This window comes from Paenibacillus sp. FSL L8-0708, from assembly GCF_038009325.1.
Classification (GTDB): domain Bacteria; phylum Bacillota; class Bacilli; order Paenibacillales; family Paenibacillaceae; genus Paenibacillus_AQ; species Paenibacillus_AQ odorifer.
Map to the genome: position 1 here is coordinate 494611 of NZ_JBBPBC010000001.1, position 24012 is coordinate 518622.

The window sequence follows — 24012 nt, forward strand, 5'->3', positions numbered from 1 at the left end:
TACATTATAATAAGCACCATTGTTATGATAAATCCAAACGGTGAGCTTGGATATATAAACTTTTATTTACATGCTTGAAGGGAGAGATTTACGTAATGGATAACAAACAACTGGAGCAACTCATTATTAAAGCATTGGATGACAACAAGTTCGGTTCCTTTGGTACGATCGAAGAAGGAAATAAGCCGAAAGTACGTTATATGGCCATTTTCCATGAGGGTTTGAAGATTTATTTGGCTACAAATCGCAAAACTCATAAAGTGGAGGAGTTATCCGATAATCCGAATGCTTTTGTACTGCTTGGCTATGAGGCAGGCGGAAGCAAAGATGTGTTGGAGATTGAAGCAACTGCTACCGTCTCTAAGGATGAAGGCTTGCGCTCCAAGGTATGGAATAAAGAGCTGGAGCCATGGTTTACAGGACCTGATGATCCTAATTATGTAATTCTGGAGCTTACTCCAACACGTATTGAGTATGTAGGCAGCAATAAAGAGCATGGAGTATGGCAGCCGTAAGCTATAGCGTTGAATTGATCAAACAGCCCTCCTATCCCATATGGGGTAGGAGGGCTGTTTGATGTGTTATAATGACTTCAACTTTTTAGGTATTCATATCGGGGAGGAGCTAAAGCTACATGAACGTTACTCTGTTATATATTGAAGATGATCGTGAAATTGGCAGTGTAGTGTCTGCTGATTTAAGCGAAAGAGGATATAGTGTCCGCTGGTTACGGAGCGGCGAAGGAGCGATGGAAGAAGCCGGCGCCTGCCAACTGGCTATTCTCGATGTTATGCTACCAGGTCTGGACGGGTTTACGATCGGGCAACGTTTGAAACGTTCTTACCCTAAGCTGCCCATTTTGATGCTCTCCGCCCGGACCTCGATTGATGATAAGCTGCAAGGTTTGGAGTTCGCAGATGATTATTTGACCAAGCCCTTTCATCCGGATGAATTGGCCGCTCGAATCGAGGTGCTGCTCCGAAGGAATGGGGCATCGGTTCAGGATTCACTCACACTTAAACATCTAGTCGTATATGAAGGGGATAACCGCGTGATGAATGCTCAGACTCAGGAAGAAATCATGCTTACAGGTAAGCAATTTCAGATTTTTTCCTATTTGCTGCGTCATCTTAACCAAATTATGACGAAGGAGCAGATCTACGAGGCCGTGTGGGGTGAGGCTTATATCGAAGGAGATAAAACTCTGATGGTACATATTCGTTATTTGCGTGAAAAGCTGGAGCTTGATCCGGGTAATCCGGAAATTATCGAAACTGTCCGTGGGATCGGCTACCGGGTAAGAGCATGAGAGGATTAGAGCGCATTCGCAAGAAACGTAATTCCTCTTTGTTATCAGGGTATTTGCTAATTATCGTATCTGCACTGCTATTTATCCCTGTGGTCCTTCCGTTGTCTTTTGTTGGCTACAATATTCTTAACGAAGTGACCAAAGGTGCCCCGCCTGTAGATACATCCCTGTATTCGAATATTGCACCGCTGGAGACTATGTGGCATAAAGAGGCACTTCACTTAGAAAGTGCCTCTTCGGAAGCCATAAATCAGCGGCTGCATGAATTGAGTCGAAAATACACTGAGGCTACTATGTTTTGGGTAGACGGGCAGGGAAAAACCCAGTTGATTCTCACGCCTGATGAAGGGGATAAGGATAAGATTTACCCTGAAGTTCCTGATCAGTGGACTGCGGCTGAGGCTATCTCATTTATGAAAGAAAGTACGAATCGTGATCCTTTAGCCATCGTTGCTTTCGTGGGGGACAAAGTGGAGGCAGACAAGGGATTTATGGTGATGCAAATTCCAAGCAAGCTGCTGAACAAAGGGGCTTATGGGGGATTAGGGGCTTGGGCTTGGTATAACTTTGTGTTATTTACCCTTTTTGGAGGGTTCGCTCTGGTTTCGTGGATGTTCTTTAGAAAAATTCGCAAACGGCTGCTGCAACTGCAAACCGCGATGACGATCACAGGCCCGGATAGAATGCCTAAGTCTATAGTGACAGGAAAACTGGACGAGATCGGTCGCTTGGAGGAAGCTTTTAATACGATGGTAACTAAACTGGATGAAAGCCGACGCAGGGAAATAGAAGAGGAAGAGTTGCGTAAGCGTCTAGTCTCGAATTTATCTCACGATTTACGCACACCCCTAACCGTCATTCGCAGCCATATCCATGTTATGACCAAAGAGGATCTGACCTCAAAAGGTAAGCAGTCCTTACAGCTTATGGATGAGCGTATTGCGGATCTTAGCGTCCTGATTGAGAATCTTTTATCTTACAATCTGCTCAATAGTGGACGGGTAACCTTAAAGCTGGAACGTAAAGATGTTCTACGCTTGTTACGGGAGAGTGCGGCTGCTTGGTACCCCGTATGGGAAAAAGAGGGCTTCGATATTGATATTAACCTGGAAGCCGAACCGCTATTCTGGAGGGTGGATGAGGTCTGGTTCCGCCGTATTCTCGATAATTTGTATCAAAACATTGTACGACATGCCAGCAGCGGGCATTATGTCGGGATCTCAACGGAGCAACGTAATGAACAACGTGCCATAATTATTGCGGATCATGGTCGAGGCATTCAGAGTCCATCCGATTACAGGGGGGCAGGTTTGGGATTGTCTATCGTCGATCTTTTGATGAAGCATATGGAGCTGGAATGGGTTGTGGAGAGCACAGGCAAAGGCACTTCTATTGTAATCTTTGATCCGCGTCGTGAAATTTAAACAAAACTTAAACTTGGCACTTCCTTGTTCTTAACCTTGGGACGTTATGCTGTATACCGAGGTGAAGAACATGGAAGAAACAGTGATTAAAACTAAGGATTTATTGAAAAAATATCGTGGCCGGGCTGCGGTAGAAAATTTGAATTTAAATATCCGTAAGGGAGAGATTTATGGTTTTCTGGGTCCTAACGGAGCTGGGAAAACTACAACAATCCGTATGCTGCTTGGCCTAATTACACCGACATCTGGAAAAATTGAAGTGTTCGGCCAGGATCTTCGGAAGAATAAGCTGCAAATTTTACGGAAGGTAGGGTCGCTTGTCGAATCCCCCTCGTATTATGGGCATCTGAGTGCTGTGGACAATCTCGAAGCAATCCGCCGCATTCTGGATGTTCCGAAGTCACGAATCGCTGAGGTGCTAGATATTGTTTCTCTAACCGGGGAAGAGAGACGTCCGGTCAAAGGGTTCTCCCTCGGGATGAAGCAGAGACTCGGTATCGCAGCTGCCTTGCTAGGGAATCCAGAGCTGCTTATTCTGGACGAGCCAACGAACGGACTCGACCCGTCAGGGATTCAGGAAATTCGTGGGCTTATCAAACGTTTGCCACGGGAGCAAGGAATTACGGTTGTAGTATCCAGTCACCTGCTTAGTGAAATTGAACAAATGGCAGATACCGTGGGTATTATTCGCCAAGGGCAAATGGTATACCAAGATACAATAGCTAATCTGCAACAACAGGCTGCTGGCGAGATACGCCTTGCGGTTTCGGAACCAGAGTCTGCGTTACGTCTCGCTGGAGGCCGGGGGTATGAAGGGACACTACAAGAGCAAAAACTGATTTTTTCAAGAATGAACGATGCAAGAGTAGCGCTGCTAGTCAAGGCTTTGGTAGAGAATGGGCACGCTGTCTATCGTGTAGAGGAGCGGAGACAATCGCTTGAGGACTTCTTCCTACAGGTTGTGGGAGGCGGGGAATCATGATGTGGCGGGCGTTGTCAGCGGATTGGCTTAAAATCCGCGGCAAAGGAATTTGGTTTCTAGTGTTTCTAGGACCGATTGGTCTGGTAGCCATGCAGGGCCTTAACTTTGGCCTTCGTTATGATTATCTGCGTCAGCAGTATAGCGCGGATTTATGGGGAGGACTTCTGGATAATGTGTCCGGGTTTGTGCCCACAGCTCTTTTTCTGGGGGGCACTTTAGTATGCTCGTTGATTGCAAATGTCGAACATCAGATGAGTTCATGGAAGCAGCTCTTGGCACTGCCTATCTCTCGTACCTCAGTGTTTATGGCTAAGTTAATGCTCTGTCTGCTGCTAGTGGCAGTTTCCTGCTTGTTGCTCTCAGTGGGGATAGTTGTTTTAGGGCTTATTTTGGGCTTCAAAGCGGATCTTATTCCTTATGTGGATGTAGTGCGGATTGGCTTTATGTCCTATATTGCGGCTCTGCCGGTCATCGCGCTACAGCTGTGGCTTTCCCTGGCTAATCGTAATCAGACACTGCCAGTTGCCCTGGGGATTACATTATCTTTGACGTCATTTTTCTCCATGTTCCTTTCGGAGTGGGTGCCTTTAACATGGCCATATTTGGCGTGGGACTCCTCTAATCGCCTTTTGTTCAGCGGTGCGGGTCTGCTGCTGGGAATGCTGGTGTTTTTGCCGGGTGCAGTGCATTTCGCTCGAAAGGATGTGGATTAAGATGATGTCATTTTGGAGAGTATTGTCCTCAGAGCGATTAAAAATGTCTAAATCATATGTTTGGCTTTTAGTCATAGGAAGTCCGGTTTTATCACTGGTTCCCGGATTGTTATCGGATAATCAAGGTGAGAAGATGTCTTGGGAGCTGCTGTTAAGTGTGATGTCAATGATGCATGCTTTGCTGTTTCTGCCTGTGCTTTCAGGCATTTTTGCGGCCCTGATCTGTCGTTATGAGCATCATGACGGTGGTTGGAAGCTATTGTTGTCTCTGCCTGTAACCCGGTTGTCGGTGTATCTCTCAAAATATGTGATGATCATCGGATTGCTGGCAGCTGTGCAAATAACGTTCCTCGTTATGGTGCTGGGAATGGGCTTGTTCCAAGGGGCTCCAGATCCAATCCCTTGGGCGCAACTGCTAAAATCAGTATTTGGCGGCTTTGTAGCCTGTCTACCTCTCGCCGCATTGCAGCTGGCGATCTCGCAAAGCTGGAGCAGTTTTGGCGCACCGCTGGCGCTGAATGTGAGTCTGACCATTCCCAATATACTGATCGCTAATTCTTCAACCTACGGCCCCTATTATCCTTGGGTACAGCCGTTGTTGGCCATGAGTCATTATGGTGATGACGGATTTGGTGCCTTTAATCTGCCTTTAGAGACACTGATGATGATAGTGGGAGGAAGCTTGATTGTCTTTTTTGCCGCAGGACTAATCTCCTTTTATCGTAAAGCAGTCTAATTCACAATCAGAGGCTATAAACTCCTCCTCAATGGACATCCCGTGCTGTTTTTCTTATAATTAAAGAATATAATTAGCTAAGATGGAGGAGGGCGAGAGCATGGAGCCAACGGCATTAGAGGACTGCGACAATACATGCAAGGGTTCAGAGCTTGAACCGGAATCCATTGCATTGATCCTGCCAGACCGTGGGATTACTGATAAAATGGCAGAAATGTTCAAAGCGTTGGGTGATCCAACACGAGTGCGGCTCATTTACGCTTTGTCACAGCAAGAATTATGTGTACATGATTTGTCCGTGATCCTTGATATGGGCCAATCTGCGATATCCCATCAGCTCCGTTATTTACGGAATCTACGGATCGTGAAGCGGCGTAAAGAGGGGAAAACGGTATTCTATTCGCTGAACGATGCGCATGTGGAGCAGATCTTTTTGCAGACCCACGAGCATGTCCGACACGAATAGCTAGTTGCAAAAAAAGAGGGACTCCAGCAGCCATTGAATGGCTTTTGGGAGTCCCTCTTTTTATTATGCCGACGAGTCCCAACCATCCACTACGGCTTACGGACCCAGCTGACGTTATTTGCACAATAATCGCTTTTTGAGCAGAGTTGCGGACCTCAGTGCAGTTATTCTTTAGAAAGAGGTCTTATTTTGCTCTTTTTCATGCCAATAGCGCCTATGGGGTCCGATAATATGCTAAACCGGGGATAATACTGCTTTTAGTGTCAATTGGGTCCGTTAGCTGTGCGGTTTGCGACAAATATTGCTCTAATGAAGCTAAGTGGCATCTCAGCTTAACTAAGTAACATCTCAACTAAACTAAGTAGCATCCCAATTAAACCAGGCTGCGTCGGGGTTAACCAATGCGTTTAAATCCACTGAAGCCTTGTATTTTGAAGTAAGGATTTAGCTTATTAGCTGGCTTGATTTAGGTTCTTCGTTAGGTTTGGTTTTCTAAAGGACAACACTAGCCAGACACATTGCACAGCAAGCACTAGCAGGATAAATAGATCGATTCCCATGTATTCACTCGTATTATCGTTGCCCACAAACTGAATTAAATTATGTATAAAGTGAAAGGATATCAGCGGAAGAATATTATTATTTTTTAGCATCAACAAGGCTAGCGCAAAACCGATCAGAAGCGCATATACGAGTTGTAGAAGAATTTGTGTGATATCTGTGCTGGATAATGCATTAAGTAAGTGGGTAATAGAGAAAAGAATACTTGAAGTGATCACTGCTGTTTTAGCCCCTTTAGGAAGCAAGGTCTTTAAAATCAAACCGCGATAGATACTTTCCTCCACAAAAGCGACCAGCAGGGTGAAGAAGATAAAGAACAGTACCTCAGATGCACTGATCTCACGAAATCCCTTAAAGGATATGGTAATCAGGACCACTACTAGCGGGGCATAATAGATCCAGTTGCCCGAGGATATGGTGTTTAGAGGTCGGAAGCCAAGCGTGCTCCATTTGCGCTTAACTGTAAAGTAGATGATGAGTACAAGCGCGATTGGGATGAAGGAGATAAGTACAGGGGCGGTGTACGCAAGTTCCTTAATTGTTGCGTAAGCCCCGGCGGCAGTTACGGCTACAAGTAATAACACTTCGATAATAACTACGCTCCAAATAGGGTGTTTCTGTGAAAAAGAAGACGTTTTGGCTAGCTTTGACATGTTCTAAATTCATCCCTTCTGTGTAAATCATTTGCCCATCGAGCTTCATTGATAATGGGGTCATTCGTATGTAAGAAACTTACTTTGGGTCATACATGATTTTACATATTTTCACGTAAAGGTCAATTGATTTAATTTTTAAGATAATGTAGAAAAATGGTGTATATCGCGTATTGACCTTGAAATATAAAGGGAATATAATAGGGCTAAGATAACATATGAACAAGTGCTCATATATGGTTTTTATTTGAGGAGATGTGCCGTATGGATACAATGCAAGGAAAATTAAAACGTCAGTGGGAATTAGAAGGCTTGGATTGCGCCAATTGCGCGATGAAAATTGAAGATAAGGTGAAGAAGATTGAAGGTGTATCGTCTTGTTCCGTTAATTTTGTAACAAAAACAATGACGTTGGAAACTGCCGCAGGGTATGAGGAGTCAGCGATTGTAGAAGCGAAGAAAACGGTGAAGGCACTTGAGCCCCACGTAAATGTGAAAGAGAAGGTTGGGGGCAATCACAAGGCGCGCAATAGTGGCGCTCATGAACATACGCATGATCACGAGCATGGTCATGAGTACGGCCATCAAGCTGCTGGACATCATCATGGTCATGAGGATGCTGAAGGTCATGGTCATACGCACGAGCATGGGGAAGGTGATACACGCAAAATATTGCTGCGGTTAGGCGCTGGTGGAATTCTTGCTCTAGCTGGGATGTTCCTGCCCGTGAATGGAGTAGTTGAATTGCTGATCTTTTTGGCAGCCTATCTTATCGTGGGTGGTGAAGTTGTCTGGCAGGCGGTTAAGAACATCATCCGTGGCCAGGTGTTTGATGAGAATTTCCTGATGGCTCTGGCAACTATCGGTGCATTTGCGATTGGTGAGTATCCAGAGGGCGTGGCTGTAATGCTGTTTTACCAGATTGGAGAACTGTTCCAAGGTCTGGCTGTGAATCGTTCACGCCGATCTATTACGGCACTTATGGATATTCGCCCCGAGTTTGCCTATCTCAAGCTTGGAAATGATCTGAAGAAGGTCTCACCAGAGGAAGTAGCCATCGGAGATTTGATTGTTGTTAAACCCGGTGAGAAGGTACCCCTTGACGGAACAATACTTGAAGGTAACGCCATGATGGACACATCTGCACTTACTGGAGAGTCGGTACCACGATCAGCTGGTCCAGGAAGTGCGGTGTTAAGTGGTTTTATTAACCGGAACGGCGTAATTACTGTGCAAGTTACTCAGACCTTTGGAGAATCGGCCGTATCCAAAATATTGGAGCTAGTGCAGAATGCATCAAGCAACAAAGCTAAAACGGAGAACTTTATTACTAAATTTGCACGTGCCTACACGCCTGTAGTAGTGATCACAGCAGTCCTGCTGGCCGTCGTTCCTCCACTGCTGATCAGTGGTGCAACTTTTTCGGATTGGATTTACCGTGCACTTGTATTCCTCGTAATCTCTTGTCCTTGTGCGCTTGTGGTCTCGATTCCACTGGGATTCTTCGGAGGGATTGGTGCAGCTTCACGCAGCGGTATTCTGATTAAGGGAAGTAACTACCTGGAAGCCCTAAATGATGTGAAGGTAGTTGTCTTTGATAAAACGGGAACGTTGACCAAGGGACAGTTTAAGGTGACAGGAATTTATCCGTCGGGTGGCAAATCTAAGGATGAATTACTGCGGACAGCCGCTTATGCGGAGAGCCATTCCAATCACCCGATCGCTGAGTCGATTCGGACGGCTTATGGTGAACAGATTTCTAAGGAAGCTATCTCGAATTACAATGAAATCTCTGGTCATGGTATCGAAGTAACTATCGAAGGCAAGACCGTATTTGCAGGTAACGCACGTCTGATGGAGCGTGAGGGAATTGCTTATGAGGTCCCAGAGCAGAGCGGTACAGTTGTTCACATAGCGGTAGATCATCAATATGAAGGTTATCTGGTGATCGCTGATGAAGTGAAGGAGGACTCACTGCAGGCCATTCAGCGCCTCAAAAAGCTGGGAATACGCAAGACGGTGATGCTGACAGGTGATGCTTCCGCCGTAGCTGAAGATGTAGGGAAGCAGTTAGGGGTAGATGAGGTACACGCAGAGCTTTTACCACAGCATAAGGTAGAGGCCATCGAGAAGCTGGATCGTGATAAGTCTCCACGCGAGAAGATTATTTTTGTCGGAGACGGAATTAATGATACTCCTGTACTGGCTAGAGCCGATGTCGGCATCGCTATGGGAGGACTTGGTTCCGACGCTGCCATTGAAGCAGCAGATATTGTAATTATGACCGATGAGCCTTCGAAGATTGCTGTAGCTATCGGAATTGCCAAGCGTACTCGAGCCATCGTATGGCAAAATATTATTTTTGCTTTAGGTGTAAAAGCTATATTCCTTCTGCTCGGTGCATTTGGGATTGCCACGATGTGGGAGGCTGTATTCTCAGATGTAGGGGTAACCGTACTTGCCGTACTGAACAGTATTCGAGCTTTAAAAGTGCAAGACGAGGGTTAAGAATCTTTGGTGTATTAAATAAATGAACTCAACAAAAGTAAGCTTTAGGATTCCGGTTTTAGGGGTCTTAGGGCTTATTTTTTTTATTCTCCAGCAAAGAATTTGTCTATTTTTGCCGATATAGAAGATATATCCACATCAGGAGATATTATAACAAATGGAGTGAGGAGGCTATTTCATCGTGAATGAAAATGAAATGAAAGGAAACAAGATGAAAAAAATGAGAAAAAATGTAACGAAGAGAAAAGCGACGTCAATTCAACTTAAGTGGTCATCTGTTATATTAGCTATTGCAATCGTGCCGCTCATGGTAGCGACCATATTTTTACTTGATTATTTCGGCAATGTCACACGCACAGACAGTGAGCAAATGGCGCAGGACACCATTAATACGAACACATTCCGGATGGATGAGTGGCTATCCAACAAAACCTCGTCCGTAAAGGATCTGGTGTCCCAGCATCCTGAGTTCGATTTTACAAATCCGGCAAGTATCTTCCCTGTGATAGAAGTGCTGGAGGAAAGTGACAGTGAGACAGAAGGTTACAGTGTCATTAGTAAAGACGGCCAGTTAACCAATATGATGAACATGACCGCGAATGTAGCAGATGCGAGCTATTTCTTGAAAGCGAAAGAAACACATGCGCCTGTGTTGGGGGAAATGTCCTATCTGGAGCAGCTTGATAAATATATCATTCCAATCGTAGTTCCTGTCATGGATAAGGATAAGCAATTTATGGGAGGTATTGTCTTCTCGATTACTCCTGAAGTTCTTGCCCAAATGAGTAATGAAATTACTATGGCGGATACCGGATTTGGATACGTAATCTCAAATGATGGCATGTATTATACTTATCCAGACGTCAGTCGTATGGGCAAAAAAATTACCGATTACGCTAAAGAGCCGGCTCTTCAGAAGGTCGTTGACAAGATTTTGAGCAACAAAGAGGGGTCCGAAACTTATAAGGGCGAAGATGGTAAGAAAGTCATTACATACTTTAAGACAATTCCAGATACTGATCTGAAGCTTCTTGTAACAGTGCCGGAGAAAGAGGTTTTTGCCAAAGTGACCTCTGCACAAAGAACAGCAATGTTCATCTTACTGGCAGTTATACTTGTCATAATTTTTGTTTCACTGTACCTTACTCGTCTTATCGTTAGACCCATTAAAGCTATTTCCTCGACTATGAAAAAGGTGGCAGAGGGCCATCTGAATGAGAGGGTTAAAGTGCAGTCCGGAGATGAGATCGGCGAGATGAGTCAAAATATCAATGATATGATTGAGACACTCTCCGGTATTGTCAACAAGATTGATACAACAGTAGTGGAGGTTGCTTATTCCTCAGAAGGAATGCTGAAATCGGCTCAACGTTCGTCCTATACTTCAGCAGAGGTTGCTACAGTTATCCAAGAAGTAGCTCAAGGAATGGAAGAGCAATTTAGAGGCTCCGAGCAATCCGCAAGAGCAACGGAAGAGATGGCTGTAGGTTTACAACGTATTGCTGAGTCCTCTGCAGCGGTATCAGATCAGGCTGAGACAGTCAACTCAGAAGTAGAGAGTGGCTATTTGGAAATTCAATCTACACTGCAACAGATGGCTGTTATCAGTTCCACAGCTAATCAGACTGCCGAGATGATTGGGAAATTAAGTGAGCAATCGGAACAAATCGGACAAATTGTGGATGTAATTTCTGAGATATCCAATCAGACAAGCTTATTATCTTTGAATGCTTCTATTGAGGCTGCCAGAGCTGGAGAACATGGTCGTGGCTTCGGTGTAGTTGCGAATGAGGTGAAAAAGTTAGCAGAGCGGACGAACAGTTCCATCATTAGTATAGTGGAGCTAATCGGCGGCATTCAGTCTTCAACAACAAGTGCAGCGGATTCCATGAAGAAGAGTATTGAGGAAATTGGCGATGGAATGGGGAAAATGCAAAACGTCGGTGTTTCCTTTGATCATATCCGTTCTTCGATCCGTGAAGTATCGTCGCAAATACAGGATGTGTCAGCAATTAATGAAGAGATGTCAGCCGGCACGGAAGAAATAACGGCTTCTATATCCGATATGCTCGGAATAGCTAAAGAATCTGCTGAGAATGCTCAGGCGGTCTCCTTAGCTTCAGGGGAGCAGACAGAGATTATGAAGGATGTCGTGTCCTCCGCGGAATCACTTAATGAAGTGATGTCTGTGCTGAAAGAAGAAATCGAAAAGTTTAAAAAGTAGGAGATAAACTGAGATTCATCTCCTAATAATACAAAAAATCGCTCTCTGGGAGCTGGCGGGTGATCTCACCCATTCCCAAAGTAGCGATTTTTTTATGAATTAAACGCTGTCTTCCAGCTGTAGGCTCTCGATGCCTGCACGTACAATGTTGCAGGAGTGGTTCAATTTCTGGGTTTCCTCTGTATTTAAATTAAGCTCCAGCAGCTCTTGAATCCCAGTGTTGCCTATGATGGCGGGCACGCCCGTGCATACACCGCTATGTCCGTACTCTCCATCCAGAATGGCGGATACGGCGATAATTTTGTGCTCATCATTCAGGATCGAACGGGTAATGTAGGCAAGTGCGCTGCCAATCCCGAAATGTGTGGAGCCTTTACGGGTGAAAATTTCCCAGCCGGCATCTTTTGTCTTGCGGGAGATATCCTCCAGATCCAAATGCGGGAACCGCTCGCGATGCTGATCTAAAATTTGCAGAATAGGCTTGCCGCCAATTGTTACATGGGACCAAGCTACAAATTGGGATTCACCATGTTCACCTAAGGCGTAGCCATTAACACTACGCGGGTCAATGGAGAACACATCGGAGAGCAGGGTTTTTAGGCGCGACGAGTCAATGGAGGTCCCGGTACCAATAATTCTGTGGCGAGGCAGACCTGATATTTTCCAGACCATATAAGTGACAATATCGACCGGATTAGCGGCGACTACGAAAATTCCATCAAATCCCCCAGCCATGATGTTGGTAATGATTTCTCGAGTAATAACCGCAGAGGCTTCCAATACGTCAAGTCGGGTCTGCCCGGCTGTTGGATTAGCGCCAGCGGTTAAGATAACGACATCCATTTTTGCACAATCGCTATAGGTTCCGGCATACACCTTTGTGCGTGTGCTTGTGAAATCCATACAGTGCGAGAGATCAAGTGCTTGTGCCATAGCCCGATCATAGGTGCGGTCGATCATCATAATTTCGTCGCAAATGGCCTGATTAACCATGGAGTAAGCACAGCTTGAACCCACCATTCCGGCCCCGACGATGGCTACTTTTCTCGATTTACTTTTCAATTGCCTTGTCCTCACTCTCTAAAAGTTATACGCAGTATAGGCTTCCAAATGATATTTATTTCAGCATTAAGGTCTTTTGGAAGCTTATCGTTAGGTATGCTTATAGTTTAACGTATCCCTTCGCAAGTTACCTGACATCGGACTTGCAAAGATTATATTTTTTCTGTTTAATGCTGAATAGGTGACATGATGAGTTAGTTATTTCAGGAGATCTATCCCTATAGTGTATGTAAAGTGCTTAAAGAGGATGTAATAAGAGGATGGCTAATTGATGTCAGAAAAGGGTGAAAAGTAGAAAAAAGCAGAGGAGAACATAAGCTTGAGTTACAAGAGGTAAGAAGTCATCTCAAGGATATCGGGTAAGAACCCTGAGATGGCTTCTTAGGATTATTATTGATAATCATGGCTGCGGCAGCAGACTCACCGAGGAGGTCATAGCCTTATAACGCTTGAACATAAAAAATCTCCAATGAACAATCATGCCGAAGGCTAAAATAAAGAACAAACCACCGGACTGTGGAATAGACACATAACGGTTAATAAATTCATGGAGTAAAGTGCGGACTAGAAGAAGTCCGAGCAGGATAAACGCAAAGCTCTTGGAGCGTTGAGCGTAAATTTGTCCATCACGTTGTTCAAAGTGGGTGCTGCGTATAAGAGGATACGCGAAGATGAACCAGCCAATCAAAAAGGCGACTGCCGCCCACCATAATGGGAATCTGACCGCAGGTGCCACAAACATGGCAAAACCCGTCGACATACCGAGAGGTGGAATCCATATTTTTCGAATGGTAACCGGACGTGCGCTTGCTTTTAGACGAATGAAAATAACCATCAGCGCCATGAACAAAGCCCCTAATGTGGAGCCAATATGTAGAAGCGAGGGGTTTATGTTACCCATGATACACGACCTCTCTATGATTTCAGTCACTTGTATCTTCATTATAACAGAAAAACGATGGCAAAACATTGAAGTGTATTGGCTCCATCCCCGCAACAATTCCAGCAGAGGAATTTTTTCTTAAAGGAACGATACATACAAAAATCCCCGCCAGAGCATACTCTGACGAGGATTTATTGATGTGAATATTATTATCTCAGCCCAGACTTACGAACGGCTGCGTCCACTTGTCGAGCGAAGAATAAGGCTCACGATAAAGATCAGCACAACGGCACCGATCAAAGAAGGGAAGAAGTAGAAATCACTTACTTTAGGTCCCCAGCTTCCCAGAAGCACGCCACCCAGCCATGAACCGATAATACCAGCGATGATATTACCGATAACACCACCAGGAATATCTCTGCCCATAATCAGACCAGCCAACCAACCAATAACCCCACCAACGATTAACATCCATAGAAAACTCATGTTACTTCAACTCCTTCGTTTTGTTGTTTGCGATGTCTACTATTAACCTTTGTGACCATCTTTAAACCACATGGAAAAACTTACTTCTTCCGGAATGGTTAGGAAGTAGGCTCTAAATGCAGTTTCGATAATGTATTACAACTATAAACATGCTATAGTGAAAAAATATTATAAAATTATGAGTAAACCCCTATTAGTAAAGGGTAAGTAAGAAGTAATACAATACATAAAAGATAAAGGAGCCACTATTATGGAACGGGCTAATGAGGCATTGTTTTATGCAGGAACGTATAACTCTGAGAACGAGAAGGCGATTCAGTTATGTGCGCTTAGTCTTTTGTCGGGGGAAATGAGAATTCTTGAGGGTACCGAGGGAATTGAGAATCCATCGTTTTTAGCTGTGAATAAAGCAGGCAGCGTGTTGTATGCAGTTAGTGAGAAGGATCAAGGTGAGGTTTACGCATATGCAATTGATCCCGCAACTAAAGCGTTGAAATCACTTGGAAGTCGTCCTACGGAAGGTGGCGCTCCTTGTTATGTCTCCATTAGTCCTAAGGAAGATTACATATTCGTCTCCAATTACTCAGGAGGCAATGTTAATGCTTTTCCTGTAAATGAAGATGGTTCGCTTCAAGAGATGTCCGACCAAGTAAAACATGTGGGTTCAGGCATTCGTGAAGACCGTCAGGAGGCTCCGCATCCGCACTCTGTCATTCCGGACGCAAGTGGTAGACATGTGCTGGTGTGCGATTTGGGACTGGATCAAATTGTGATCTATCGCCCTGAAGAGGGCAAACTGGTAAAACATCGTGAGCTTAATCTGCCACCTGGTTCAGGTCCACGTCATCTGGCGGTGCATCCCTCTGGACAATGGATCTACCTGGCGAATGAACTGAATTGTACAGTAACGGCATTTGCTAATGATGAACAGGATGCAAATCTAAATGTTTTACAGCATCTTAGCACGCTTCCTGAAAATTATACTGCCGGTAGTGACGATACAGCTTCCGATATTCATGTCTCCCCTTGTGGCAGATTCCTGTATGTCTCCAATCGGGGACAAGACAGTATCGCCCTGTTCCATATCGATGAATTAACGGGTCTGCTTGAAGCAGTGGATTGGCAGGGTACCGGCGGGCGTACTCCGCGTAACTTTGCAATTATTGGGGATAAGCTGCTTGCTGCTAATCAGAATAGTGATAATATTACCTCGTTCTCTATCGATAGTGAGAGTGGCAGATTAATCCCTACAGGAAATGAATTGGAAATGAAGTCACCTGTTTGTGTGCAAGCGTTGTAGGCTGAGACTAGGTTATTGTATGTCGTAAAAATAAGGGCTATTCCCGTATCCATTCATTTTTTCGTGAGTGGAGGTTGGGAATAGCCCTATTTTGCAAATGAAGTCCTAAGGATAATAGCAAGTGATTTTTAAAATGTATTTCGGATACCTAAATCGTAAAAACCGATGTCATCCAGCATGATCCGGTCGCCTTCTTCATCAAGATAGAAGGTGATTTCTGTCAGGTTATCAGGATCCAGCTCTGGTTCTTCCTCTTGAAATTGTTCGAACGGCATCTCGTAGGTTTGAAATACAGCTTCGGAAAGGTCACCGTATTTGCCATCGTTTATCCGCTCTTCAAGCCATGGGAATAACGTGAACTGAGTTTGTGGAAGCGGCAGTATGTCCATTACTTCATCCAACGTCAAGCGGGCTGAGGTATCATTATGGTCAGTTAACTCCACCTCAACCTTTGGAGGTAGTGGAACATCCATTTCTTCACTAATGTCACCATTCAGATTTGCCATAGAGAACGTAAGGCCATCTGCCCCTAAAAGAGCAGTTTCAGTACGGACACTGTCGTTAAGCTTAATGTTGTAATAAGCTTCTTCGTTTTTGCTGGCTGTGCGTTCAAGGACAACACCATAGGTGGCTTTGCTTTTCGACTCCCGGTCTTTAGCTAGCTCTTCTGACCAAGAAACACCCGATGCTTCTGCTGTTCCTAGTTCTACTGTGTTTTTGTTACGGTCATCGTCGAATGTGGCTACAGGACGATATCCCCCGCTTTGGAATCGATTGTAGTAGGCGGTATCTGGTAACCACTTCAGCCCGCTGCGATAATCCCGGAACAAGCTTTGGTATTCCTCTTTTTCATGCAAGGTGGTCTCCAAGAAAGCTGATACATAGACCTTAGCGATTTGCCGTTGTTTGTCTGCATCCATGATTTGTGCCCGATTTAAAAAGAGTCCAGCTGGCAAGGTCTGATCATACCCGCCCCAATCGCTGTTGAATTGACTGTGATTGGCGTCCGCAATATACAGCGAGCTTTTGAAAGCAGACGATCCTTGGGAATAGGAGGTACGTATATACTGCCGATCACCATAGAAATCATGTACATCTCCATCGCGGGCTCCCTGGAGGGTCAAATAATTGATGTCTTTGAGACGGGCTTGCTGGTCATCTATCGTTTTGTCCGTTGGTGCAAGCGCGATTACAGAGGTTATATTAAAGCGATTAACTGCCGCCATCACCGGATCATCCTTGAACCAACGAGTGGCATCCGCGGCCATAGCTACGGCTTGTCCTCCGCGGCTATGGCCGAGCAGGGCGGTTTTTGTGAAATCTATTTTCTGATAAAAAGGACTGCCCGGATCATCTGAAAAGTCTGCTAGCTGCTCTAAATGTTTCAGTAGGGTCCAAGTCCGTACTTTAAAATCATTGTCCGGAATACCGGACCAAGCAGAATAATTCAGGAAATTCTCATCGAGCGAGATCGCGATAAATCCCCGGCTTGCCAATAGTTCGCCGAGATAAGCGTACCCGCCATCAGAGTAATCCTCCATCATATGATTGCCGTGCACCATCAGTACTACTGGATATGGACCTTCGCCTTCTGGCATCCATACGCGACCATTCAAGGGAAGTGCCTTATAATCGAAACCCCAGAATAAAGTGCGCAGCTTTGACCAATCCTTAATATAAGCAGAAGCATCGGCCGTAGAGGATATCAAGCTTGTATCCTTACCGTATTCGGCACGATGTAGATCGGTACCACTGGCATAGGTGAAGGTCTGATAAGCTAGATTACCTGGTTTTCCAGGATCGGAGGCTGTAAGTGGAACAACTTCCGTATCGTTGATGTCGACCGACTCTGAAATAGGCAGTTCTTGCACTCCGCTTGCCAGCGCAAGTGGGGAAAAAGTCACTGCCACTGTTAGCAGAAGTCCTAATGTTATTCTTTTGCTGCGGAGCAGGCCAATGGCTAATCCGCCTAGTGCTCCTAGCAGTGCAAGCACGACCGCAATGACAACCGCAGCCTCAATTTCAAAATCTGCATAATATAAGATTAGTAGAATAGCTCCAAAATCACTCAATACACAGCCTGCGAATAATCTTGGGATACGCAGTCCGGTCAACGCTAGCAGAACAGCCAAGATATTGCCGGAAATCGCCAGCAGGACAGTGCCTGCACCTGCAGCAAGAGCGATATCGGTAGGTTTACCTAATCCAGTAGGAATGCCTAACACGGCAGTACTAAAGGCTAAAAAGCATACTATCCACAGACCGGCTATAGCTGTTCTCCAAACTGCTGTATCGTAACGGTAGGTTCCCCTAATTCTTCGTCCAATTTCTTGAGCCATACGTCTGTGGAGCCGCGGTTTCAACGGCGCAGGGACGTACTCTAAATCCATACCCATGACTCTCTCCCCTGACATAAAGCGGTAATTTCTCTTAACCCATAAGCTGTAGCAATAATATTACTTTATAGCATCAATAACAAGTGGATCTTACAGGAACCGACCCCATAGCTTGTATGGTGTGGTGTGTGTGAGTTTTCTTTGACATAGGCTGGAAAAAAAGGTTTGACACAGTTAAAGGGTTTCAGTATTATATCCATATAAACCAACTAAGTAGATAGGAATAATTGAAGAAAGTTCTTACCGTACGAACGGAGGAACGCCTGCATTAGGCTCGCAGACACGGTCTTAGGACCGGTTTGACCTGCCATACGTAGGCTTTCCTCCGTTCTTTTTGTGTTACCCAAGGGTTTGTCTGGTACGAAAAAACATGGGGGAGTGGAAAAGATGAAGAAAAAGATGAATAAAGGGCTTCTTGTAGGGTTTAGCTTGTTGCTGACGGCAGGGCTTACTGCTGCTTGCGGCAGCAATAACAATAACGGCAATAGTGCTAGTCCGGCAACAGACGCACCAGCAACAACCAATTCAGCGGAGGCCACAAATGCGGCTGAAGCCACCAAAACTCCATCTAAAGATCCAGTAGAACTACTGAACGTATCTTATGACCCTACTCGCGAATTGTACGAGAATTATAATAAAGCTTTTGCTGCCTATTGGGAGAAAGAAACAGGACAGAAGGTCACCATTAAACAATCCCACGGTGGATCGGGGAAACAAAGCCGTGCTGTGCTTGATGGCCTGGAAGCGGATGTTGTGACATTAGCACTTGGTTATGATATTGATGCCTTGCAGGAAAAGGGACTGATCAACGAGGGCTGGCAAAGTAAATTCGATCATAACAGCTCGCCTTACACCTCGACTATCGTGTTCCTTGTACGCAAAGGGAATCCGAAAGGAATCAAGGATTGGCCAGATCTGCTCAAAGAGGGCGTAGAGGTTATTACACCAAACCCGAAAACATCAGGTGGTGCACGCTGGAACTACTTGGCGGCTTGGGGTTACGCACTAGACCAGAACAATAACGATGAGGCTAAGGCTGAGGAATTTGTAAAAGAACTGTTCAAGCATGTGCCAGTGCTGGATACCGGTGCGCGTGGATCTACGACAACGTTTGTGGAGCGTGGAATTGGTGATGTGCTGATCGCATGGGAGAATGAAGCCTATTTATCCGTGGAAGAGCTGGGACCGGACAAATTTGATATCGTGAATCCTTCGGAGAGTATTCTGGCTGAACCGCCAGTAGCTATAGTAGATAAGGTTGTGGACAAAAGAGACACGCGTGAGGTATCTGAGGCGTACTTGAAGTATCTCTATAGTGAAGAGGGACAAAAAATTGCGGCTGAGAATTACTACCGTCCTACATTAGATAGCGTGAAAGAAGAATACAAAGATAAGTTCCCGGAAATCAAGCTGTTCACATTGGCTGACAAATTCGGAACCTGGAAAGAAACGCAAGAGAAACATTTTAATGATGGCGGGATCTTTGACAAGATTTATGTGCCGGGTGCCAAATAACAGATGAATGAAATGCAGGATATGATTATTGAGATTTGTCCCGGTAGGGGCTGATCGGCTAAAAGGCCGAAGGCGAGAAAGGATGAATAGGGGATGAATGTCACCACTACGGCTGCACCAGCAGCAACGCGGCGAAAAATACTACCCGGCTTCGGGCTGACGATGGGCTACAGTGTATTATATCTGAGTCTAGTGGTTCTACTGCCACTTTCGGCGCTGCTGTTCAATTCTACAGGTCTGAGCTGGGCGAAATTCTGGGATGTAGCTACGGACCCGCGGGTATTAGCTTCGTATCGTGTGAGCCTGTCGACAGCTGCTGCGGCTGCTTTTGTAGATGCAATTCTAGGTCTTTTGCTGGCGTGGGTACTGGTACGTTATGAATTTCCGGGCAAAAGAATATTTGATGCGCTGATCGATCTCCCGTTTGCCTTGCCGACAGCTGTAGCTGGTGTCTCCTTGACGGCGCTCTATGCAGGCAATGGCTGGATTGGGTCTTGGCTTGAGCCGCTGGGATTAAAGGTGGCATTCACTCCGCTCGGGATTACCTTGGCTTTGATGTTCATCGGCATACCGTTCGTTGTCCGGACGGTGCAGCCGGTGCTGGAGGATTTGGACAGAGATATGGAGGAGGCTTCGGCAACCCTTGGCGCAGGCCGCTGGAGAACCTTTCGTTCAGTAGTTCTGCCTGAGCTGTTTCCGCCACTGCTAACAGGTTTTGCTCTAGCTTTTGCTCGGGGCATCGGTGAATTCGGCTCCGTCGTGTTCATCTCCGGTAACATGCCGATGAGGACGGAGATTGCTCCGCTGCTTATTATGTCTAAACTGGAGCAATATGATTATGCCGGAGCTACCGCCGTTGCCCTGCTATTGCTCCTCATCTCTTTCTTAATGTTACTTGTTATTAATACACTTCAGCGCTGGGTTCGTAAGACTTCTCGTTGAGGGTAATCGCCGTGACAGCAGACGTCCGAACATGTTCAAACTTACTCGGAGACACTCGATATCTGCCGTTGATATTGAATATTCCAAGCTATCTTGTCTTCGTAAAACCCTTTAAAGGAGGAATAATTTTGGCCGGTACCGTCCCTCTCCATACCCCCCGGCTACAAAAGAATGCGTCCTCGTCCGCGACAACGGAAACCCCAATTGTAAAATGGGTGTTGATCGGAGCGGCTGGGCTAGTCCTTTTTTGGCTGATTGCTCTGCCATTAGTTGTTGTGTTAACCGAGGCACTTAAGAAGGGCTGGGACGTATATATTGCTGCCCTGACTGATCCGGATGCCCGCTCAGCGCTGCGATTGACGCTGCTTGTTGCGGCGATAACTGTGCCTCTGAATACCTTTTTTGGTGTAACAGCGGCGTGGGCTGTAACCAAGTTCCGTTTCCGCGGCAAAGGGTTTCTGATCACCCTGATTGATCTCCCTTTTGCAGTCTCGCCAGTCATCGGCGGCCTAATCTTTGTACTCGTCTTCGGAGCAAACGGATGGTTTGGCCCTTGGCTGAGCGCCCATGATATTAAGATCGTATTTGCGCTTCCGGGTATCGTGCTAGCCACGTTGTTTGTGACGTTTCCTTTTGTAGCGCGTGAGTTAATCCCGCTGATGGAGGATCAGGGTACACAGGAGGAAGAAGCGGCAATTACACTCGGCGCACATGGGTGGCAAATCTTTTTCAGAGTCACGCTGCCTAATATTAAATGGGGGTTACTATACGGCATTATTTTGTGTAATGCGCGGGCCATGGGTGAGTTTGGTGCGGTTTCTGTGGTGTCCGGGCACATCCGTGGGGAGACGAATACGCTGCCGCTGCATGTTGAGATTTTGTACAACGAATATCAATTTTCAGCATCTTTTGCAGTAGCTTCTTTGCTCCTGTTATTGGCTTTGGTAACGATGATTATTAAAAGCTGGTTGTCGCGAAAAAATGCCCATTGACATGACTTTTAGTTCCATGCTAAGTTAATTCATAGTATACTGGTTGGTAATAACGGAATTGAAGAAAAAAGGAATTTAGGCGGATATAATCCTTTGGTGAGAAAGGGAGGCTAGAGAATGGCTAAACCGCTGAAAGTGGACGATTTATGGCTTACGCGGATTGCAGGACTTCTGGATGATATGGAATTTGGCTCATTGCATATTGTGGTTCATGAAGGTCAGATTGTTCAGATGGAGCGTACGGAACGCAAACGGTTTGAGAATAGCAGTGGCAACGCAAATGGACGTTATATTGGTGAAAGCGGCAGCCGGCGGGCCGATTCTCAATCGGCGGGACGTTGATTCAATCTCTGGGCAATCATAAAGGTATATATCATCTTTTTGGATAAAAGATTATGGAGTTGTCACATAAGCCACGAAATGGCTGTTGGGGCAACTCCTTTTTCTTCGTATGCTTGATATTTGGCACGTATGACGCACCATATGACGCACCCTATCGGACTCAGTTGACGCTAAACACAGTATTATGCCACATTTGCCCCGCTAACGGACCGCATAGCCGCTATTGGCATAAAAAACACCACATATGGACCTGATTCTAAGCAATAACGTCCCTGGAGTCCGAAACCACGCTTAAAAAGCTGAAAAGGTGCAAATAACGTCATCTGGGTCCCTAGGTCGCAGGAATGATGAGTGTTGAAGCAGACCGCCTAACAGTAAGAACACAGCAAGATGTCATCCGGGTTCGTAGGTCGCCGGAAATGATGAGTGTTGAAGCAGACCGCTCATGAGTAAGAACACAGCAATATGTCATCTGGGTCCGTAAGTCGCTGGGAATGATGAGTGTTGAAGCAGACCGCTCATTAGTAAGAACATACAATACGTCATCTGGGTCCGTAAGTCGCAGGAATGATGAGTGTTGAAGCAGACCGCCCACCAGTAAGAACACAGCAATACGTCATCCGGGTCCATAGGTCGCAGAGGATGATCTGTCTCTTTACGACATATACAAATGATCAGCCCGTAGGGCAGCTACATATTTTGATGACGCAGTACGTTTGTTAATAACGAGGGGCTTGGCGTGAGGCGGATACGCCCTCCATCAACAGGATGAACGCAGTAATGGCGTGCATAATCCAACCAACGATCGGAACAAAAGCTAAAATCGAGGTGATAATGCCCAGAACGTTCCCCATGAATGGTTTATGTTCTCTTTGCAGCACAACAACGGCTACAGCATGAAGCAAAAAGGCAATGGCCAAAGGGACCCAACCATTAGCAATGATAAAGAGTCCGCCAATCAACGGCAGAGCCAGAAAAGCTTCATAAAGGCATGTTCCCCATTTAAACAGCTTGGCTACAGGAGACATAATGCTTCACCCACCCTTTTAAAAATATTGTTACAGATACTATTCCACACAGTCAGTAAAGGAATTCAAGAATATAATGCTTATCCCTCAGTTTCAAAAACATCCCTAGCAGTGAGCCTTGCCTGTGAACCATGCAGTCGTATATAGTGGGAACAGCAATGCTGAACGGAGGAGTGCGGATGGAAACAACAAGTAAGCTTGATATACGCCATGAACAGCCTTCAGTGGAACAGTATTTGGCACTGAGAAAAGAAGCTGGGCTGAGTGAAATGAGTGTGGAAGGTGCAACGATCGGTTTGCCTCGTTCTATTTTTGCGGTAACTTTGTATGAGGAGAATAACCTAATCGGGATGGGACGGGTGATTGGCGATGGGGGATGCTTTTTTCAGGTCACGGATATCGCGGTCAAGCCTTCACATCAAGGACGAGGTTTGGGAAAGCTGATCATGCAGGAAATCAGGAAGTTCCTTACTACTGTACCGGACAAGGCGTATGTAAGTCTGATTGCAGATGGAGAAGCCTCGAAGCTCTATGCACAATATGGATTTGAATCGGTTATGCCACATTCTCAGGGAATGTTTTTGCGTCGCTAAGCTAAGGCGAATTCATGCTGCTTTTTTAGTAGAGAGTGCCCCTTGTATTGGTTAAGGGGTTTTTGGTCTGGAAGTGGAGTAGTAGGCGCGATCTGGTTTCGATCGGATTTGAGCGGATAAATAATGTTTAAAGGCTGTAAGGGAAAAGCTATTCAGATGAGCATCAAAAAAATAATAGAGCAGGAAGGCTGCACGATAATGGCCTTGCTCGTAGAATGTGAGGAACAACAAGATGGATGTTGTAATATTGGGCGCTTCAGGAACGATTGGAAAGGCAATTGTACAGGAGGCATTAAAAAGAAAACACGAAGTAACAGCTGCGGTACGCAATCCAGAGTCAGTAACTCTCGAACACGAGCGTTTACATGTCACAACGGTGGATATTCTTGATCCGGCTTCAGTAGCGGCTGCGGTCCGTGGCCATGAAGAGGTAATCAGTGCTTATGGACCAGGAGCGGGCCACGAGCAGGATCTGATTACGGCGGCAAAAGCGTTGGTGGAGGGTATGCAGACGGCAGGGTTAAATCGGCTGTTGGTTGTTGGAGGTGCAGGTAGCTTAAAGACTGAAACTGGAGAGCTGCTGATGAATACACCGGATTTTCCGGAAGAGTTTAAACCAGTTGCAGAGGCGCATGCGCAGGCTTATGAGATTTACAAAAATACAGAATTGGATTATACGTATCTCAGTCCTGCTGCGGTAGTTCATCCAGGTCGTCGTACAGGTCATTTCCGCATCGGATTGGACCGTCTTATTCTAGATGAGAATGGTGAAAGCAAGATTAGTGTGGAGGATTTCGCTGTAGCTATGGTGGACGAGCTGGAGGAAGGGAATTTTAGTCGGGCCAGATTTACTGTCGCTTACTGATATCAGACTTGCGCCGGACTTGCGCTCGGACT

General features: G+C 45.7%; 22 protein-coding genes. 16 read left to right on the top strand and 6 right to left on the bottom strand.

Going from position 1 to position 24012, the window contains the following annotated elements; translation table 11 throughout:
* The first annotated feature begins 95 nt into the window (after positions 1–95).
* The 7 genes from NYE58_RS02210 to NYE58_RS02240 all read left to right on the top strand — a co-directional run bounded on the left by NYE58_RS02210 (position 96) and on the right by NYE58_RS02240 (position 5630).
* Entirely contained in the window at positions 96–515 is a 420-nt protein-coding gene (locus tag NYE58_RS02210) for a pyridoxamine 5'-phosphate oxidase family protein (RefSeq protein WP_036682665.1), read from the top strand.
* A gap of 119 nt (positions 516–634) precedes the next feature.
* Positions 635–1309 (top strand): response regulator transcription factor, encoded by a 675-nt coding sequence (locus NYE58_RS02215; protein ID WP_076219565.1) that lies wholly within the window; start codon positions 635–637, stop codon positions 1307–1309.
* Positions 1306–2733 carry a HAMP domain-containing sensor histidine kinase gene (locus tag NYE58_RS02220; protein ID WP_341000990.1) on the top strand — a complete coding sequence of 476 codons (1428 nt, stop codon included), beginning with the start codon at positions 1306–1308 and terminating at the stop codon, positions 2731–2733. The genes NYE58_RS02215 and NYE58_RS02220 overlap by 4 nt, the downstream gene beginning before the upstream one ends.
* 70 nt (positions 2734–2803) lie before the next feature.
* On the top strand, positions 2804–3715 hold the full coding sequence (locus NYE58_RS02225; protein WP_076276001.1) for an ABC transporter ATP-binding protein: 912 nt from the start codon (positions 2804–2806) through the stop codon (positions 3713–3715).
* On the top strand, positions 3712–4428 hold the full coding sequence (locus NYE58_RS02230) for an ABC transporter permease (RefSeq protein ID WP_076124588.1): 717 nt from the start codon (positions 3712–3714) through the stop codon (positions 4426–4428). Before NYE58_RS02225 ends, NYE58_RS02230 begins: the two co-directional genes overlap by 4 nt.
* A gap of 4 nt (positions 4429–4432) precedes the next feature.
* Complete coding sequence (locus NYE58_RS02235; RefSeq protein ID WP_306018987.1) at positions 4433–5164, top strand: ABC transporter permease; 732 nt, start codon at positions 4433–4435, stop codon at positions 5162–5164.
* Between the two features lie 100 nt (positions 5165–5264).
* A complete protein-coding gene (locus NYE58_RS02240; protein WP_036682656.1) occupies positions 5265–5630 on the top strand; it encodes an ArsR/SmtB family transcription factor in 366 nt (121 codons plus the stop codon).
* 452 nt (positions 5631–6082) lie between these two features.
* On the opposite strand, the gene NYE58_RS02245 is transcribed toward NYE58_RS02240, so the two are convergent.
* Positions 6083–6844 (bottom strand): CPBP family intramembrane glutamic endopeptidase, encoded by a 762-nt coding sequence (locus tag NYE58_RS02245; RefSeq protein ID WP_076276003.1) that lies wholly within the window; start codon positions 6842–6844, stop codon positions 6083–6085.
* A 264-nt stretch (positions 6845–7108) separates the two neighbouring features.
* On the opposite strand from NYE58_RS02245, the gene NYE58_RS02250 reads away from it, so the two are divergent.
* Together NYE58_RS02250 and NYE58_RS02255 are read left to right on the top strand one after the other, a co-directional pair.
* A complete protein-coding gene (locus NYE58_RS02250) occupies positions 7109–9352 on the top strand; it encodes a heavy metal translocating P-type ATPase (RefSeq protein ID WP_341000991.1) in 2244 nt (747 codons plus the stop codon).
* 181 nt (positions 9353–9533) lie between these two features.
* On the top strand, positions 9534–11576 hold the full coding sequence (locus NYE58_RS02255) for a methyl-accepting chemotaxis protein (protein ID WP_341000992.1): 2043 nt from the start codon (positions 9534–9536) through the stop codon (positions 11574–11576).
* Between the two features lie 99 nt (positions 11577–11675).
* Here the strand turns inward: NYE58_RS02255 and NYE58_RS02260 are convergent, their stop codons facing one another.
* The 3 genes from NYE58_RS02260 to NYE58_RS02270 all read right to left on the bottom strand — a co-directional run bounded on the left by NYE58_RS02260 (position 11676) and on the right by NYE58_RS02270 (position 14007).
* Positions 11676–12638, bottom strand: a complete 963-nt coding sequence (locus NYE58_RS02260; RefSeq protein ID WP_076124580.1) for an L-lactate dehydrogenase — start codon at positions 12636–12638, stop codon at positions 11676–11678.
* A gap of 400 nt (positions 12639–13038) precedes the next feature.
* The gene (locus NYE58_RS02265; protein WP_076185218.1) at positions 13039–13539 is read right to left on the bottom strand and encodes a CcdC family protein; all 501 of its coding nucleotides are present in this window, start codon (positions 13537–13539) and stop codon (positions 13039–13041) included.
* A 207-nt stretch (positions 13540–13746) separates the two neighbouring features.
* Entirely contained in the window at positions 13747–14007 is a 261-nt protein-coding gene (locus tag NYE58_RS02270) for a GlsB/YeaQ/YmgE family stress response membrane protein (RefSeq protein ID WP_036682650.1), read from the bottom strand.
* A 250-nt stretch (positions 14008–14257) separates the two neighbouring features.
* Here NYE58_RS02270 and NYE58_RS02275 point away from each other — a divergent pair, with 250 nt between their 5' ends.
* The gene (locus NYE58_RS02275) at positions 14258–15307 is read left to right on the top strand and encodes a lactonase family protein (protein ID WP_076276005.1); all 1050 of its coding nucleotides are present in this window, start codon (positions 14258–14260) and stop codon (positions 15305–15307) included.
* Between the two features lie 128 nt (positions 15308–15435).
* On the opposite strand, the gene NYE58_RS02280 is transcribed toward NYE58_RS02275, so the two are convergent.
* On the bottom strand, positions 15436–17703 hold the full coding sequence (locus tag NYE58_RS02280) for an alpha/beta hydrolase family protein (RefSeq protein WP_341000993.1): 2268 nt from the start codon (positions 17701–17703) through the stop codon (positions 15436–15438).
* Positions 17704–18090: 387 nt separating this feature from the next.
* On the opposite strand from NYE58_RS02280, the gene NYE58_RS02285 reads away from it, so the two are divergent.
* The 4 genes from NYE58_RS02285 to NYE58_RS02300 all read left to right on the top strand — a co-directional run bounded on the left by NYE58_RS02285 (position 18091) and on the right by NYE58_RS02300 (position 21494).
* Positions 18091–19218, top strand: coding sequence for a sulfate ABC transporter substrate-binding protein (locus NYE58_RS02285; RefSeq protein ID WP_036682645.1), 1128 nt, complete (start codon positions 18091–18093; stop codon positions 19216–19218).
* 93 nt (positions 19219–19311) lie between these two features.
* On the top strand, positions 19312–20160 hold the full coding sequence (cysT, locus tag NYE58_RS02290; protein WP_076124574.1) for a sulfate ABC transporter permease subunit CysT: 849 nt from the start codon (positions 19312–19314) through the stop codon (positions 20158–20160).
* A 128-nt stretch (positions 20161–20288) separates the two neighbouring features.
* A complete protein-coding gene (gene cysW, locus NYE58_RS02295) occupies positions 20289–21152 on the top strand; it encodes a sulfate ABC transporter permease subunit CysW (RefSeq protein ID WP_076101318.1) in 864 nt (287 codons plus the stop codon).
* 117 nt (positions 21153–21269) lie between these two features.
* The gene (locus NYE58_RS02300) at positions 21270–21494 is read left to right on the top strand and encodes a YezD family protein (RefSeq protein ID WP_076101319.1); all 225 of its coding nucleotides are present in this window, start codon (positions 21270–21272) and stop codon (positions 21492–21494) included.
* A gap of 719 nt (positions 21495–22213) precedes the next feature.
* Here NYE58_RS02300 and NYE58_RS02305 read toward each other — a convergent pair.
* Positions 22214–22522: a hypothetical protein gene (locus NYE58_RS02305; RefSeq protein WP_076134873.1), complete on the bottom strand. Its 309-nt coding sequence runs from the start codon at positions 22520–22522 to the stop codon at positions 22214–22216.
* A 179-nt stretch (positions 22523–22701) separates the two neighbouring features.
* On the opposite strand from NYE58_RS02305, the gene NYE58_RS02310 reads away from it, so the two are divergent.
* Together NYE58_RS02310 and NYE58_RS02315 are read left to right on the top strand one after the other, a co-directional pair.
* A complete protein-coding gene (locus NYE58_RS02310; protein WP_081398215.1) occupies positions 22702–23115 on the top strand; it encodes a GNAT family N-acetyltransferase in 414 nt (137 codons plus the stop codon).
* Positions 23116–23347: 232 nt separating this feature from the next.
* Positions 23348–23980, top strand: a complete 633-nt coding sequence (locus tag NYE58_RS02315; RefSeq protein WP_076218933.1) for an NAD(P)-dependent oxidoreductase — start codon at positions 23348–23350, stop codon at positions 23978–23980.
* Positions 23981–24012 lie beyond the last annotated feature (32 nt).